The 15214-nt window shown below is 50.4% G+C and carries 15 protein-coding genes; 8 read left to right on the forward strand and 7 right to left on the reverse strand.

All coding sequences use genetic code 11. From position 1 onward, the window contains the following. Positions 1–17: 17 nt before the first annotated feature. From ligD to QWZ01_RS22635, 4 genes are all read left to right on the forward strand, one after another. Positions 18–2729, forward strand: coding sequence for a DNA ligase D (ligD, locus tag QWZ01_RS22620; RefSeq protein WP_290327396.1), 2712 nt, complete (start codon positions 18–20; stop codon positions 2727–2729). A gap of 5 nt (positions 2730–2734) precedes the next feature. Further along, positions 2735–3181, forward strand: coding sequence for a hypothetical protein (locus tag QWZ01_RS22625; protein ID WP_290327398.1), 447 nt, complete (start codon positions 2735–2737; stop codon positions 3179–3181). A gap of 19 nt (positions 3182–3200) precedes the next feature. Further along, on the forward strand, positions 3201–5330 hold the full coding sequence (locus QWZ01_RS22630) for a PAS domain S-box protein (RefSeq protein ID WP_290327400.1): 2130 nt from the start codon (positions 3201–3203) through the stop codon (positions 5328–5330). A gap of 254 nt (positions 5331–5584) precedes the next feature. After that, positions 5585–5989, forward strand: a complete 405-nt coding sequence (locus tag QWZ01_RS22635) for a response regulator (RefSeq protein WP_290327402.1) — start codon at positions 5585–5587, stop codon at positions 5987–5989. A gap of 8 nt (positions 5990–5997) precedes the next feature. Here QWZ01_RS22635 and QWZ01_RS22640 read toward each other — a convergent pair whose 3' ends face one another. Together QWZ01_RS22640 and QWZ01_RS22645 are read right to left on the reverse strand one after the other, a co-directional pair. Next, entirely contained in the window at positions 5998–7161 is a 1164-nt protein-coding gene (locus QWZ01_RS22640; RefSeq protein ID WP_290327404.1) for an MFS transporter, read from the reverse strand. After that, positions 7161–7565: a hypothetical protein gene (locus QWZ01_RS22645; RefSeq protein ID WP_290327406.1), complete on the reverse strand. Its 405-nt coding sequence runs from the start codon at positions 7563–7565 to the stop codon at positions 7161–7163. The genes QWZ01_RS22640 and QWZ01_RS22645 overlap by 1 nt, the downstream gene beginning before the upstream one ends. 133 nt (positions 7566–7698) lie before the next feature. Here QWZ01_RS22645 and QWZ01_RS22650 point away from each other — a divergent pair, with 133 nt between their 5' ends. From QWZ01_RS22650 to QWZ01_RS22665, 4 genes are read left to right on the forward strand one after another with little or no spacing between them, the layout of a single operon-like run. Continuing rightward, on the forward strand, positions 7699–8064 hold the full coding sequence (locus QWZ01_RS22650; RefSeq protein WP_290327408.1) for a hypothetical protein: 366 nt from the start codon (positions 7699–7701) through the stop codon (positions 8062–8064). A 36-nt stretch (positions 8065–8100) separates the two neighbouring features. Then, positions 8101–8229, forward strand: coding sequence for a hypothetical protein (locus QWZ01_RS22655; protein WP_290327410.1), 129 nt, complete (start codon positions 8101–8103; stop codon positions 8227–8229). Between the two features lie 36 nt (positions 8230–8265). Further along, positions 8266–9396, forward strand: coding sequence for a zinc-dependent alcohol dehydrogenase (locus QWZ01_RS22660; protein ID WP_290327412.1), 1131 nt, complete (start codon positions 8266–8268; stop codon positions 9394–9396). Beyond that, the gene (locus QWZ01_RS22665) at positions 9393–9875 is read left to right on the forward strand and encodes a hypothetical protein (protein WP_243487536.1); all 483 of its coding nucleotides are present in this window, start codon (positions 9393–9395) and stop codon (positions 9873–9875) included. Before QWZ01_RS22660 ends, QWZ01_RS22665 begins: the two co-directional genes overlap by 4 nt. 61 nt (positions 9876–9936) lie before the next feature. Here the strand turns inward: QWZ01_RS22665 and xth are convergent, their stop codons facing one another. From xth to QWZ01_RS22690, 5 genes are all read right to left on the reverse strand, one after another. After that, the gene (gene xth / locus QWZ01_RS22670) at positions 9937–10713 is read right to left on the reverse strand and encodes an exodeoxyribonuclease III (RefSeq protein WP_290327417.1); all 777 of its coding nucleotides are present in this window, start codon (positions 10711–10713) and stop codon (positions 9937–9939) included. A gap of 16 nt (positions 10714–10729) precedes the next feature. Further along, the gene (locus QWZ01_RS22675) at positions 10730–10975 is read right to left on the reverse strand and encodes a DUF2630 family protein (RefSeq protein WP_290327419.1); all 246 of its coding nucleotides are present in this window, start codon (positions 10973–10975) and stop codon (positions 10730–10732) included. Positions 10976–10990: 15 nt separating this feature from the next. Beyond that, positions 10991–13381, reverse strand: coding sequence for a phosphoketolase family protein (locus QWZ01_RS22680; RefSeq protein ID WP_290327422.1), 2391 nt, complete (start codon positions 13379–13381; stop codon positions 10991–10993). A 6-nt stretch (positions 13382–13387) separates the two neighbouring features. Beyond that, positions 13388–14491 carry an acetate/propionate family kinase gene (locus QWZ01_RS22685; protein WP_290327423.1) on the reverse strand — a complete coding sequence of 368 codons (1104 nt, stop codon included), beginning with the start codon at positions 14489–14491 and terminating at the stop codon, positions 13388–13390. A gap of 128 nt (positions 14492–14619) precedes the next feature. Beyond that, entirely contained in the window at positions 14620–14994 is a 375-nt protein-coding gene (locus tag QWZ01_RS22690; protein WP_290327425.1) for a response regulator transcription factor, read from the reverse strand. Positions 14995–15214: the final 220 nt, after the last annotated feature.

Consider the following 15214-nt stretch of genomic DNA (forward strand, 5'->3'; position numbering starts at 1 on the left):
AAGGGGCTTCGTTGTCTATGGAAAAGCTCAAGGAATACAACAAGAAGCGGGACTTTAAAAAGACCGCCGAGCCCAAAGCGGGAGCAAGTAAGGATAAAAACCATTTGATCTTTGTCGTGCAAAAACATGACGCCTCCCGCCTGCATTATGATTTCCGGCTGGAAATGGACGGCGTATTGAAAAGCTGGGCCGTGCCGAAAGGCCCCAGCCTGGACCCCAAAGTGAAGCACCTGGCCATGATGGTTGAAGACCATCCGTTCGATTACCTCAACTTTGAAGGCATCATCCCTAAAGGGGAATACGGTGGCGGCACGGTGATCGTCTGGGACGAAGGCACCTATGAACCGATCGAGCCTATCAAAGGCAAGAAAGCCCAGGAGAAACACCTCCTCAAACAATTAGCCTCCGGCCAACTCAAGATCAAATTGCACGGCGAAAAACTCAACGGCGAATTCGCCATGGTCAAAACCCACGGCATGGGCGAGAACGGCTGGCTCATGATCAAACATAAGGACGAGTTCGCGACCAGCAATGATATCACCAAGCAAGACAAATCGGTGCTTTCCGGCAAGACAATCGAAACCATGGAAAAGACCAGCGAAAAGGTCTGGCAGCATGGGCATGAAGAAGACGTGGTGCCTGATGAAGAACTGGCAGAAGAAATCGAAACAACTGAACCGGAAACAACTAAGGCTGATGTCGCTAAACTCTTAAAAGGAGCGCCAAAGTCAAAAATCCTCACCAGCATCAAAACCATGAAGGCTACGCTGGTGGACGAACCTTTTGATGAACCCGGCTGGCTGTTCGAGGTGAAATGGGACGGTTACCGTGCTATTGCCAACCTCCAAAAGGATGAGGTATCGCTCATCTCCCGCAATAACCTGCCTTTTGAGAAATATTATCCCATTAATGAGGCCCTGAAAAAATGGGGCATGAACGCTGTATTAGATGGTGAGCTATTGGTGCTGAATGATAAAGGCATCTCCGATTTCGGCGCCATGCAGAACTGGCGGAGCGAGGCAGATGGTAACCTGGTCTTTTATATTTTTGATATCCTTTGGTACGAAGGCAAGAACCTGATGGGCCTGCCGCTCAGCGAACGCCAGGCGATCTTACAATCCATTTTACCAACTGACAACGACCATACCCGCCAGAGCAAAGTATTTGATGCGAATGGCATTGACTTCTTTGCGGCGGCAGAACGCATGGGGCTGGAAGGTATTATCGCAAAAAAAGCCGACAGTGTGTACACCTCCGACCTGCGCAGCAAAGAATGGCTGAAGGTCAAAGTACAGAGGCGGCAGGAAGTGGTGATCTCCGGCTTCACCAAAAATGAAGGCACCGGCAAATCCTTTAGCGCACTGGTACTGGGTGTCTATGATACGAAAGGCGACCTGCAATTTGTCGGCAAGGTCGGCACGGGCTTTTCCGATAAACTGCAAAAAGAGATGATGACGCAATTTGAGCCGCTCATCACCAAGAACAGCCCTTTTGACTATGAGGTCGATGTCGATAAACCGACCCGTTTCCGGCCTAAACGTATGGGTGCTAAACCCACCTGGCTCAAACCCGAACTGGTTTGCGAGGTTGGCTTTGCCGAAGTGACCAGTGACGGCGTGTTTCGGCAGGCCTCGTTCAAAGGCATGCGTACCGATAAAAAAGACAAGGACGTAATTTTGGAAACACCGGTCGATACCGAAGAGACCGTAGCAGAGGCCGATGCGGTACCAGACCCAAAATCTACTAAGTCCAAAAAAGCAGATCTAAAACTGGAGCCAGTCAAAAACACCGAACGTAAAACCTTGCTGAACCCAACGGAAGACACCCAAACTAAAAAAGTCTGCGGTCATGAACTCAAATTCAACCATGTCACCAAACTTTATTGGCCGGAAGATAAAGTAACGAAGGGCGATATGCTCAATTACTATTACAAGGTCGGCGAGTATATGATGCCCTACCTGAAGGATAGGCCCATGTCACTCAACCGTTTTCCCGGCGGCATCCATGGCCAGAGTTTCTATCAAAAGAACGTTACCGATAAAGCGCCGGACTGGGCCAAAACATTTGATCATGTGACGGATGAAGGCAAGGTCACCAAATACCTAGTCGGTACTGACGAAGCCAGTTTATTATGGATGAACTCTTTGGGCTGCATCGAGATCAACCCCTGGTTCAGCCGTGCCGAAACGCCGGACAACCCGGATTACTGCGTTATTGACCTGGACCCTGATAAACATACCTATGACCAGGTGGTGGAAGCTGCCCGGATCGTCAAAGATATTTTAGATGCCATTGATGTGCCGAGCTACCCGAAAACCTCGGGTTCCACCGGCATGCACATCTATGTTCCGCTGGCCGGTAAATATACTTATCAGCAAAGCCAGCTCTTTGCCAATATCATCGTCAAGCACGTACACGAACAGATACCGGACTACACCAGTCTGGAGCGCAGCATCGCCGCGCGTAAAGGCAAAATGTACCTGGACTATTTACAGAACCGTCCCGGCGCCACCATTGCGGGGCCCTATTCTCTGCGGCCTAAACCCGGTGCGACCGTTTCCATGCCCCTGAGTTGGGATGAAGTTAAGCCAGGCCTGACCATCCAGCATTTCAATATCCATAATGCGCTTGATCGCCTCAAAGAAACCGGCGATCTGTTCCATGGGGTATTAGGCGAAGGTATCGATCTTGAAAAAACACTTAAAAAAGCACAAAGCGTCTTTAAATAAGCATTATGAAACTCATCAAAAATATCATCGGCGGTTTAGCCGGCGCCGTAGCGCTAAATATCCTGCATCAAACCGTTAAACAATTTGACCATGATGCGCCGCGTGTTGACCTCGTTGGCGAAGAAGCGCTAACCAAAGGAATGGAGTCGATGGGCCTCGAAGCCCCAACCGGCAACGCCCTCTTCACCGCCACCCTGATCGGCGATATCGTCAGCAATGCGCTTTACTTTAGCACCATTGGCTTTGGAAAAAAGAAATACTTATTACTGCGCGGAACCACCATTGGTTTAGCCGCCGGAATCGGCGCTTTAACGCTGACCAAACCTATCGGACTAAGCGATGCGCCGGTGACCCGCACAAATAAAACAAAAATCATGACCGTTGGTTGGTACACCCTGGGTGGAATCGTAACGGCCCTTACCATCAAAGCGATGCAATCTAAAACCGTCTAATTTTAAAACCTGGTAAGCTATGGCCCAAAGTCCTTCCCCGGAAATGCTGAAAGCGCTGGAAACAGCACCGAACCAGTATTTGATCCTGTCACCGGAACTGCGCATCATCACCGCCAGTGACGCTTACCTGGCAGCAACGGAAACCAGACGGGAGGTTATTACGGGTAAACATATATTTGAAGCTTTTCCGGACAACCCGGACCTGCCGGACGGCGACGATGGCGTACAGAATATCAACGCCTCGCTGCAAAATGTATTAAGAACAAAGCAACCGGACCATATGCGGGTACAACGTTATGATGTACCTGATATCAATAACCCCGGTAAATTTATCCCACGCTACTGGGACCCAAGTCATACGCCGGTACTGGATGAGAACGGAGAAATCTCCTATATTATCCAACTGGCCAATAATGTCACCGATAAGATACTGACCGAACGCGCATTGCTCAACAGCCAGTTAGAACAAACAGATACCATGGAGCAGATGAAAGCGCTTAACGAAGAATTACTGCTGACCAACGTACAGTTGCGCGAAACCCAGCAAAACCTGTATACTTTAAACGCGCAGCTCGAAGAGCGGGTGGCCAAGCGTACCAAGGAACTGGCTGACAGCTACAATGAGCAGCAGACACTTAACGAAGAACTGGCGGCCACCAATGAAGAGCATGCCACGGTCAACCAGGAACTGACCGATATACAGCAAAGGCTGGTCGATACCAACGTGGAACTGGAAACCAGTTCGTCGCGGTTGCGGATGGCCATCGAATCCACGCAACTGGGTACCTGGGACTATAATCCGGTTAGCGGCGAACTTTACTGGTCCAAAGAATGCCGGGATATCTATGGCATCCCGCAGGAACTCAAGGCCAGTTTTGAACTATATGCTCAATTGCTTCATCCTGATGACAGCCAGTGGGTACAGGAGCAAATTGCCGCCTGCATCCAGCCCGACCTGAAAGGCCGTTATGACCTGAGTTACCGCATCAACCGCTACGATAGCGGGGAAACCCGCTGGGTCAAAGTGAAGGGGACCGTTTATTTTGAAGAAGAACAGGCCACCAGGTTCATTGGTACCGTGCTGGATATTACCGAGATGAAACTGGCCCAAGAAGAAAGCGCCAAGCTGGCGGCGATCATCGCCTCGTCGGACGATGCCATTGTCAGCAAAACCCTGGACAGCATGATCACCAGCTGGAACCAATCGGCGGAGCGGATGTTCGGCTTTACCGCCGAAGAAATGATCGGAGAAAGTATCTACAAATTAATTCCGCCGGACCGTACCGACGAAGAACCGCTAATCCTGTCCAGATTAAAATCCGGTCAACGCGTGGAACATTTTGAGACTAAGCGACTGACCAAAGACGGCCGGCAGATCGATGTTTCCGTATCTGTATCGCCCATCAAAGATAAAGACGGCCGGATCATCGGCTTATCCAAGATCGCCCGTGACATCACCGAACGCAAGCAGGACGAAACCCGCAAAAGCGATTTTATAGGCATGGTGAGTCATGAACTCAAAACACCCCTGACTTCGCTCAATGCACTCCTGCAGGTAGCGGAACTGAAGCTAAAAACTAGTGAGGACAGTTTTTTACCCGGCGCGATGCAAAAAGCCAACGTCCAGGTGAAGAAAATGACCAATATGATTAATGGCTTCCTCAACGTCTCCCGCCTGGAGTCGGCCAAGATTCTGATCGAAAAAGAACCATTTCAATTGGAAGAACTGATCACGGAAGTTGTCGATGAAACCAACCTTACCGTGGGCAGCCGTCAAATCGATTTTGACCCTTGCCCCCCTGTCGCCATCAAAGCCGACCGTGACAAGATCAGTTCGGTGATCTCTAACCTGATCGGCAATGCCGTGAAATATTCGCCGAACGGCGCGGCCATCGCGGTCAAATGCGAACTGATCGGTCAAAACGTGGTCTTTAGTGTAAAAGACCAGGGTATGGGTATTGCTGAAGCGGATGTCAAAAAGATTTTTGACCGCTATTACCGTGTCCAATCCAACCACAGCAAACATATCTCCGGATTTGGTATCGGCTTGTACCTGAGTGCGGAGATCATTAACCGGCACGATGGGAAGATCTGGGTGGAAAGCGAAATGGAAAAAGGCTCTACCTTTTATTTTAGTTTGCCTTTATAGATCAAATGCGAATAAAAATAAAGGCGCCCCGAAAAATCGGAACGGCGGAAAGCGGCTAATAAAAGGATCACATGCGTAAGAAACAGCGCGGCTGCGGCAAATGTTAAGACGCAAGCATCAGCTGTACTTTAGGTAAATATCGGAAATTTCCAAATCGTTGGCAACGCAGCATTAATCGCGTACCTTTAACCACCCAAAGACAGCACCCAGCTCTTAGCACAGTTTCTTTCTTTTTTTGGCCAAAACAAAAAAAGATGGAAATAATTCTACAGGAAACCGACCAGGACATTCTGGATATTTTAAAGTACGCGCTGGAAGCGGAAGGCTACCAGGTTTATGCGTTAACGGATAGTACGGCAGATTTCATTGCGCTGATCGAAGAACACCGGCCCCATGTGGTGATGCTGGATTTCAGACTGGATGGCAAGATCTGTTTAACCATTTTGGAGACCATCAAAACCAAGTACCCACACTTGCCGGTGATCGCCATGAGCTGTAACCATAATATCAACGACGAATATAGCATTCATGGCTTCGATGATTATATTCCCAAGCCTTTTGACCTCGAACACCTGTACCGGACCTTACGTAAATATATTCCCAAGCAACTCGCCAAAGAATTGATAACAGAGGTTATTAAAAAACCGGCTTCTGCTTAACCGTACGGCTAAGTGTTTTCTTTTAGCCGCCAGCCATAATATAAAGCCCAGCTAATGAGTGCCGCCGCTACGAAAAAGATGAAAGGTAAAGCAAGCAGTGCCGCCGCACTGGCCAGCAAAGGGCCTATGGTTTGCCCGATAGCCGCGTAAGATTGATTGATACCCATGATCTGTCCGCGCTCCTTTTCATCCATCCGGTCGGCGATCACCGCATTTAACATGGGGTTCCGCAAACCGTTGAATAAGCCATAGATGCCAATACCCAGCGCGAAGCCAAACAAACCAGCCACCATACCGCACCAAACCATCGCCGCCGCACAGATCAATGTGCTCACTAATAATACCCCGGCTTTGGCGGGCAACAGTTTACTGATCCAGGGAACGAGCAACTGCATCAATATCCCGCTAACGCCGAATCCCGCATAAAACAGACCTGTTTGGACTGCTGATAGCTTGAATTGATCCGCGCAAACGGTTTGAAAGCCGATCAGCATGGCGAATTGCGCTGTAGTCAGCAGGAAGCCCATAAATACCGAGGCGCCAATAGCCGGTTTTTTCAAAACGCTGACCAAAGCACCAAAATTGAAAAGCTTATTTTGCTTGTTCTCCTGCCGGGTTTTGTCCGAACTGGTTTCCTTTAAAAAGATCAGGGCCAGCACCATGCCCACCAAAGCCATTGCGGCTGCAAAAAAGAAAGGCACCCGGTCGCCCAATTTGCTGAGCAATCCGCCGATGGCAGGCCCGATCACGTAGCCAAACCCGAAGGCCGAACCCAATAACCCGAAATTCTTGGCGCGGTCTTTAGCCGATGACATATCCGACACCATGGCCTGCGCCACGGAGATATTGCCACCCGTGATCCCATCCAGGATACGCGCGGCGAATAAAAGCAGGAGACTGTTAGCCAGCCCGAACAAGATAAAGGAAAGACAGCTGCCCAGCAGGCTAAACGCCAGTATCCATTTACGTCCGATCCGGTCCGACCAGGAACCTAGCACCGGGGTAGCGAAAAACTGGGCGATGGAAAAAGAGGCCGTCAGCAGGCCTATCGTTTCCTTATTGACCCCGAACTTTTTGCCGTAAGAAAGGATCAGCGGAATGATGATCCCGAAGCTCATGGAGTTGATCACCGCGATAAACAGCAGTACCCATAATACTTTATTAATTTTCATTAGGGCTGCGTTGGACTAACCGGCTTGATCGCCATCACGCTGTCAACGACGAACACACTCACGCCGCGCCAGGGCAGCGTATGCAGGTATTCTTTGTAATGCAGTTCCAGGTAAGCACCCGCATTTTTATTTAGGATATCCGCCACATGCGCATCGGTTACCGAAAACATAAATTCATTCGATTGGATGCTGCCCTGTACCGGCCTGCGGATACCGCTCTGGATGAGCCGCCCTTCATAGGTTTTGAACATATAGCCTTTATGGACAAAATAATTCATCGTCCCGGCTTTCGTGCCGTCACCAAATACGAATTCATACCGGTAATAAAATATACCGGCCAATATAGCGATGACCACCAAACCGGCGATCAGAACGATCTTTTTCCATTTACTGCTTTGTTCCATAATTTAGGAACAAAGCCAAGTCCATAATGTGAGGCTTATCCCGGTTTATATTTTATTTTAAATTAATTTATATTTAATTTATTTAATTCAAGATACGGGGCACCGTAATTGCAACCTTGACCGAAAGGCCATTATGCATTTCAAAGGGATACCCCAAAAACAACACGTCTACGCCGACTATAGCTATGTACCCCTGGTACTGGCCGCACCCGTATTAGCGGGATTCCGCGATAACAAGCCTGCCGCGTACCTCTGCCAAGGCTTTGCTTTATCTGCCTTAAGCTACAGTCTGTGTACAAAAGCGGAATGGGGCATCTGGAAACTGATCCCTTATCGTATTCATGCGTCGCTCGACCTGGCATCGGGGGTATTAGCCCTGGCCGTCAGCCAGGTGCCCGCCATCAAAAAAGACAAACCAGCGATGCTTACTTTTTGGGCCATGGGCCTCACGGGCCTTATCGTCGGAAGCCTTTCACTCATCGCCGCCAAACCACACTAAAAATTTAAGATCATGAGCCATTTAAAAGGACAACGCGTGACTACACCCGACGGAAAGGGAGAAGTACTGGAAGCGACCGGCGACCAGGTCGAAGTTAAACTGGATAACGGCGAAACTAAAAAGTACCCGTCCGATGACATTGCCGATGACAGCAGTGCGGGCTGATGATAAAACTACTCCTAAAAATAAAATATGTTAGCAATGAACTACCGCGGTCCTTACCGCATTCGGACCGTGGATAAACCCATGCCGGAGATCCTGCATCCCGAGGATGCCATCATTCGCGTGACCCGCAGCTGCATTTGCGGCTCGGACCTGCATTTATACCATGGGATGGTGCCCGACACGCGTGTCGGCTCCACTTTCGGCCATGAATTTACCGGCATTGTCGAAGAAGTCGGCCCGCTGGTGCAAAAACTGAAGGTCGGCGACCAGGTTTTGGTACCTTTCAATGTCGCCTGTGGCAAATGTAATTTTTGCAAGCAGGGACTTTTCGGGAACTGCCATGAATCCAACCCGATGGCCACGGCTGTCGGCGGCATTTTCGGTTACTCGCATACGGCCGGCGGCTATGATGGCGGCCAGGCCGAATATGTGCGCGTACCCTATGCCGATGTGGGCCCTACGGTCATTCCGGCTGAAATGGACCCTGATGATGCTGTGCTCTTAACAGACGTAGTACCCACCGGTTACCAGGCCGCAGAGATGGGGGGCATCAAAGAAGGCGATACCGTCATAGTGTTTGGCGCAGGTCCGATCGGTATCATGGCCGCGCGTTGCGCCTGGTTCTTCGGGCCGGCACGCGTCATCATCATCGACCATATCGACTACCGATTAGAATTCGCCCGGAATTACGCCAAATGCGAAGCTTATAATTTTAAAGAGATGGCTGACCCGGTCGTATTCCTGAAAAAACTTACCGACTGGTATGGAGCGGACGTTTGCATTGACTGCGTGGGTTGTGAAGCCGAAGGCAATACTTTGCAAACCTTCAGCGGCCGCGTTACTTTAATGCAGGCCGGTGCAGCCACCGCTTTTCAATGGGCCATTAATTCCGTAAAGAAAGGCGGTATTGTCTCGGTGGTTGGTGTTTACGGCCCCCCGTTCAATCTTGCGCCCATTGGAAATATTGTCAACAAAGGCATCACCATCCGCGCCAACCAGGCTTCGGTTAAACGCCTCCTGCCCAAACTGATCGACCATGTGCTGTCGGGCAGGTTAAGCCCTAAAGAGTTAATTACCCACCGTGTTCCCTTAGCCGAAGTCGCAGACGCTTACCGCCTGTTCTCTTCCAAACTGGATAACTGTATCAAAACCGTATTGATCCCATGATAACGCAAAACGAAGACTATAAAAATATACCCGGCTGGGGCATGGATGCCGACCCGGAAAACGAACCGACCTACCCGATGAAAAATTATACCGGGGATGATCATAGTCGGATCAATTACGAACGCGCCGAACATCAGCCACAGGACGTGGAGATCCTGATGTCCAATGAACGGCCGGCGATGACCCGTGTTTTCGGTACTGCTGTACCGCCCTCGGGCTTGAGCGGCATGATCCGCCGCTATGCTTTCCAGCACAGCGAGGACCGTTACCGGCATTGGATACCCCTGATCCTGGCTGACCGGGTCAACGTATTCGAAGGTCTTATAGCAGACATCGGCACCGGCCATTTACCCAACTTCATCAAAGAACGCGGCCTGGCCATGGAATGGAAATACAACCGCACCGGCCTCCTTAAAAAGGCAGCTACAGCAGCGGTCATCGGCGTCGTATTAGTTGCCTGGATACGCAAAAAGAAATAAAGAAAAAGGTTGAATAGTGTAGAGGTAGGGCCGTCCCGGTAAAATGGGCGGCCTTTTTTGTCTACAAGTCTGCTAGTTCGATCCACACCGGCGCATGGTCGCTGGAATGATCCCAGCCGCGAACATGCTTATCGACGGCAGCCGATGCCAGCCGGCAAAGCAAAACGTCATTCAGCAGAAAATGATCTAACCGCAGACCCGCATCCCGGCCATAAGCATTCCGCAAATAATCCCAAAAAGTATAAATCCTTTCGTCAGGGTACAATTTACGGATGGCGTCTGTCCAGCCCGACTTGACCAACGCCCGCCACAGCTTGCGAGCCTCCGGTCTGAACAAAGCATTTTCGACATACTTTTCTGGTTTATACGTATCCAGTTCCGTCGGCATGATGTTATAATCACCGATCAAGGCCACCGGTAAACCAAAGCTCAATAATTTATCCGCATGCGCCTGCAGCCGTTTGATACAGCGCAGCTTATAATCAAATTTTGGCCCCGGGAAAGGATTACCGTTCGGCAAATACAAACAACCGATAACGACGCCGTTAATAAACGCTTCGATATACCGACTGTGCAGATCTTCATCCTCGCCATCCAAACCGCGACGGGTTTCCTGAATTTCTCCGTATCGGGAAAGGATCGCCACCCCGTTCCAGCTTTTTTGGCCCTGCCAGATCGCATGATAATCCGCGTCTAATAAAGTCCGTTTCGGGAACTTATGTTCCTCGCATTTCAATTCCTGCAAACACACCACGTCCGGCCTGGCATCCGCCAGCCAGCGCAGCAGGTTGTCGATGCGGCCATTGATACCGTTAATATTATAGGTTGCGATCTTCACCCGATGATAACACCAGTTATCCTTTGTAGTTTTCAATCGTTTCGCCGGAACGCATCTTCGCCCGTTCGGGATCATCACCCGCATCCCGGAATGCCCGGCGCTGGCGCAGCAAATCCCAGTACTGGTCCAGTTCGGACTGCACCGCATGCAGCGTTTTGATATCATCCTCACTCAAGTCCGGGTTGCCATACAGGTCTTCTTCCTTTTCGGTCAGCTGTTTAATGTGGTCCAGTACAGACTGGTCTTTGGTGTTTTCTTCCATGATCGTATATTTTAATTAGTCATTTTTCCATTGCCAGTCCAGAATCTCCGGCATATCTTTTCCGTTCGCGCCGATATAATGTTTATGCTCGATCAGCTTGTCCAGCAATTGTTGCTTCAGGTGGACACCCTTGCTGCCTGTTTGGGGCAAGCGGTCGATGACATCCATGACCAGGTGGAAACGATCCATCTCGTTGAGTACGGTCATGTCAAACGAGGTGGTGATCGTACCTTCCTCTTTGTAACCCCTGACGTGCATGTAAGCATTATTCGCGCGGTTATAGGTCAAACGGTGCACTAACCAGGGATAACCGTGAAACGCAAAGATCACCGGCTTGTCCATCGTGAACAGTTCATTATAAGCGTCGTCTGACAAGCCGTGGCTATGCTCACTGCTTTTTTGAAGCTTAAATAGATCCACGACATTAATTACCCTGACCTTGAGTTCCGGCAAATGTTCCCTTAAGATCGACACCGCCGCCAAAGTTTCAAGGGTAGGTACATCACCGCTGCAGGCCATTACTACATCAGGTTCCAATTCCTGCTCATTACTCGCGAAATCCCAGATTCCGATACCACGTGTACAATGGTTGACCGCCTGTTCCATCGTCAGCCATTGGGGCGCAGGGTGTTTACCTGCGACGATCACATTCACGTATTGCACACTGCGCAGGCAATGATCCATCACTGATAATAAACAATTGGCATCCGGCGGTAAATAGACCCGCACGATGGTTGCTTTCTTATTCACCACATGATCAATAAAGCCTGGGTCCTGGTGCGTAAAACCGTTATGGTCCTGCCGCCAAACGGTAGAGGTCAGCAAAATATTTAGCGAGGCAATGTTTCGTCTCCAGGGTAATTCCGAACTGGCCTTTAACCATTTCGCGTGCTGGTTAAACATCGAATCGACAATATGGATAAAGGCTTCATAGCAATTGAACAGACCGTGTCGGCCGGTTAAGAGATAACCTTCCAGCCAGCCCTCGCACTGGTGTTCGCTCAGCATTTCCATCACCCGGCCATCGGCGGCCTGGAACTCGTCTGTATTCACGACCGGTCCTTCCCATTGGCGGTTCGTCGCTTCAAAGATCACATCGAACCTATTGGAAACCGTTTCATCCGGCCCAAAAATGCGGAAGTTCCGTTCCTGGTCATTGGCTTTAATAATGTCCCGCAGAAAGCGGCCCGAGACGTAGGTGTCACCTTCACCCGCACAACCGGGCGCGGCTACTTCCGTCGCATAAGCCCGGAAGTCCGGTAAATGCAGTTGCTGGAGCAATTGCCCGCCATTGGCATGCGGGTTGGCACCCATACGGCATTTGCCCTGTGGGGCGAGTTCCTGGAGTTCGCTACGTAAGGTGCCGTTTTCGTCAAACAGCTCTTCCGGGTGATAGCTTTTCATCCAGTCTTCCAGCAGTTGCAGGTGTTCCGGCGGTGCCGATGCGGAAACCGCGAGCGGGATCTGGTGCGCACGGAAGTTGCCTTCTATTTTAAACCCGTCTACTTCTTTTGGCCCGGTCCAGCCTTTTGGCGAGCGCAGCACGATCATCGGCCAGCGCGCTCTTTCGGTCAGGCCGTTCGCTTTCGCATCGCATTTGATCTGGTGGATCTGGGTGATAACCTTTTCTAAGGTATTCGCCATGGCTTCATGCATCAGCATTGGGTCGTCGCCTTCCACGAAATAAGGTGTCCAGCCATATCCCATAAATAACTGTTCCAGTTCTTCATGAGTGATCCGCGCCAGAACCGTAGGATTAGAGATCTTATAGCCATTCAAATGCAGAATAGGCAGCACCACACCATCAGTTAACGGGTTCAGGAATTTATTGGAATGCCAAGCCGTAGCCAGCGGGCCCGTCTCGGCCTCGCCGTCACCCACCACGCAGGCCGCGATCAGTTCGGGGTTATCCAGCACTGCCCCAAAAGCGTGGCTTAATGAATACCCCAGTTCCCCGCCTTCATGGATAGAACCGGGTGTCTGGGGCGAAGCATGGCTGGAGATCCCGCCTGGATAAGAAAACTGCGTAAACAATTTCTGCAAGCCTTCCTCATCCTGCGAAATATCCGGGTAAACTTCACTGTAGGTTCCTTCCAGGTAAGTGGAGGCTACTACCGCCGGCCCGCCATGGCCAGGCCCGGAGATGTAAATCATGTCCAGGTCAAAGCGCTTGATCACCCGGTTCAGGTGGGTATAAATAAAGTTCTGTCCGGGCGTCGTTCCCCAGTGGCCCAGCAGCATGGCTTTGACATGCTCCAGCAGCAGCGGTTTTTTGAGCAAAGGATTATGCCGCAGGTAGAGCTGCCCGACCGACAGGTAGTTAGCCGCGCGCCAGTAAGCATCTATTTTTTGCAAAAGCTCATCCGTTAGGGTATCCTGTTCAGGGTTAATCAATACAGTTTCCATATCTTTTTATTTATTATCGTTTGGTATAACCCGCGTAATTAAGCGGGCCATCATTAAGGCTTCGTTGGTGGGTATCACATAGACTCGGGTCTTGCCGGTTGAAATAACTTCGGCGTTAATTAAATTCTGGCGGCTATCCAGTTCGATGCCCAGGAAGCCCAGCTTGCGGCAGATCTGGCCGCGGACTTCCGGTAGGTGTTCGCCGATGCCGCCGGAAAAGACAAGCGTGTCGATGCCGCCCATTGCTGCGGCATAAGCCCCGATATATTTGCTGACTTGGTAACAAAACAAGTTGATCGCATCAGCGGCCCGGTCATCCTGCTCCCGGATCTTTAGCAGCTCTTTGATATCCGGACTGGTTCCTGAAACCGACAGCAGGCCAGATTCATGGTTGACCAGGTGGTTGAATTGTTCACTATCTGATTTGACTTGCCGGAAGAGGTAGGCGGCTACGCCGGGGTCCATATCACCGCAGCGCGTACTCATGACCAATCCCGCACCCGGTGTAAAACCCATGCTGGTATCCATGCTCTTCCCGTTTTGGATGGCTGCCACACTGGCGCCGCTGCCCAGGTGAGCTATTACCACATTTTCATGTGGGATAGCTGTACTGACCTGTTCCAGATATTCGCACAAGTATTGATAAGAAAGACCATGGAACCCGTACCTGCGTAAGCCCAGCTGGCGATATTTGTCGGGGATAGCAATGGTTGTAGCCACCGCCGGCATCGTCTGATGAAACATCGTATCAAAGCAGGCCATTTGTTTAACTTCGTGAAATGCGGCAACAAATTCTTCGATCAGTTTAATTTCAGCGGGCATATGTTCCGGATCATAACTGACATAGGTTTTGAGTTCCGCAATGAGTGCCGGTGTGATCATTTCTGGCTGCGTATGTGCCATGCCATGGACAACCCGGTGCGCGATGGCGGAAAGCTGACCGATACCGGGCTGCTGCCGCAACCAGTCTATCAGATCCTGGTCTGCCGGCAGATCGGCCGTGTTCCCGGAAAAGAGCAAAGTTTCTTCGGCTCCCAACTGATAAAGCGCGAACTTCACGCTGGACGAACCGGCATTGATGGCTAAAACAAAATTTTGAGTGTCCCGCATGATCAGTTTTTTACGGGCTGGTGGGGTGGTGATCCAATCCCCGGACCGGTTAGCGGGGAAAAGGTAGTGTAATATGTAATTGAACAAGCACTCAAACCGTTTTATGTTTGAGCAAAGACGAACTATACTTAGGCGCCAGCCTTTCCGATCAGCTCAGCTACCAAGCCGGTCAGTCTGGCCACATCAAAAGGCTTGCACAAAAAACCGTCCGCACCACAAGCCTTACAGATGAGGTTCAGGTCGCATTCGGCCGACAAAAGGATAACCGGCAGGTCATGGGTAGCGGCAACCGATTTCAAGAGCAGACAGACCGCATCCCCGTTCTTTAACGCGCCTTTAAGCTGGACATCCATTAAGATCAGGTCCGGGAAAGGCTCGGCCATATCCCCCGCGGCATCACCGTTCTCTGAAAGTTCGACCTCGTAGCCTTCTTCCACAAAAATGTAGTAAAGAACCGCTTGAATATCCAGATCATCTTCAATGATCAATAATTTTTTGGGCATAATCGGGTATGGGTAAGCACTACTGCAATAAACCGCCCGTGATCGGCCGGCCAAGCCTTTTAATCCTTAACACGCTGCTTTGCACCACAATAGAAATCAAGCGTAATTTGGAGTCAGTCAATGCGCCGCTGTTATTAAGCCACAGCCGACACTTTGTTTTCATAAGTAGTCGTTTTAGGAAATATACCTTGCCCTATATAAAACTTAATTAACACCCAAC

Source organism: Mucilaginibacter aquaedulcis (genome assembly GCF_030409325.1).
Taxonomy (GTDB): domain Bacteria; phylum Bacteroidota; class Bacteroidia; order Sphingobacteriales; family Sphingobacteriaceae; genus Mucilaginibacter; species Mucilaginibacter aquaedulcis.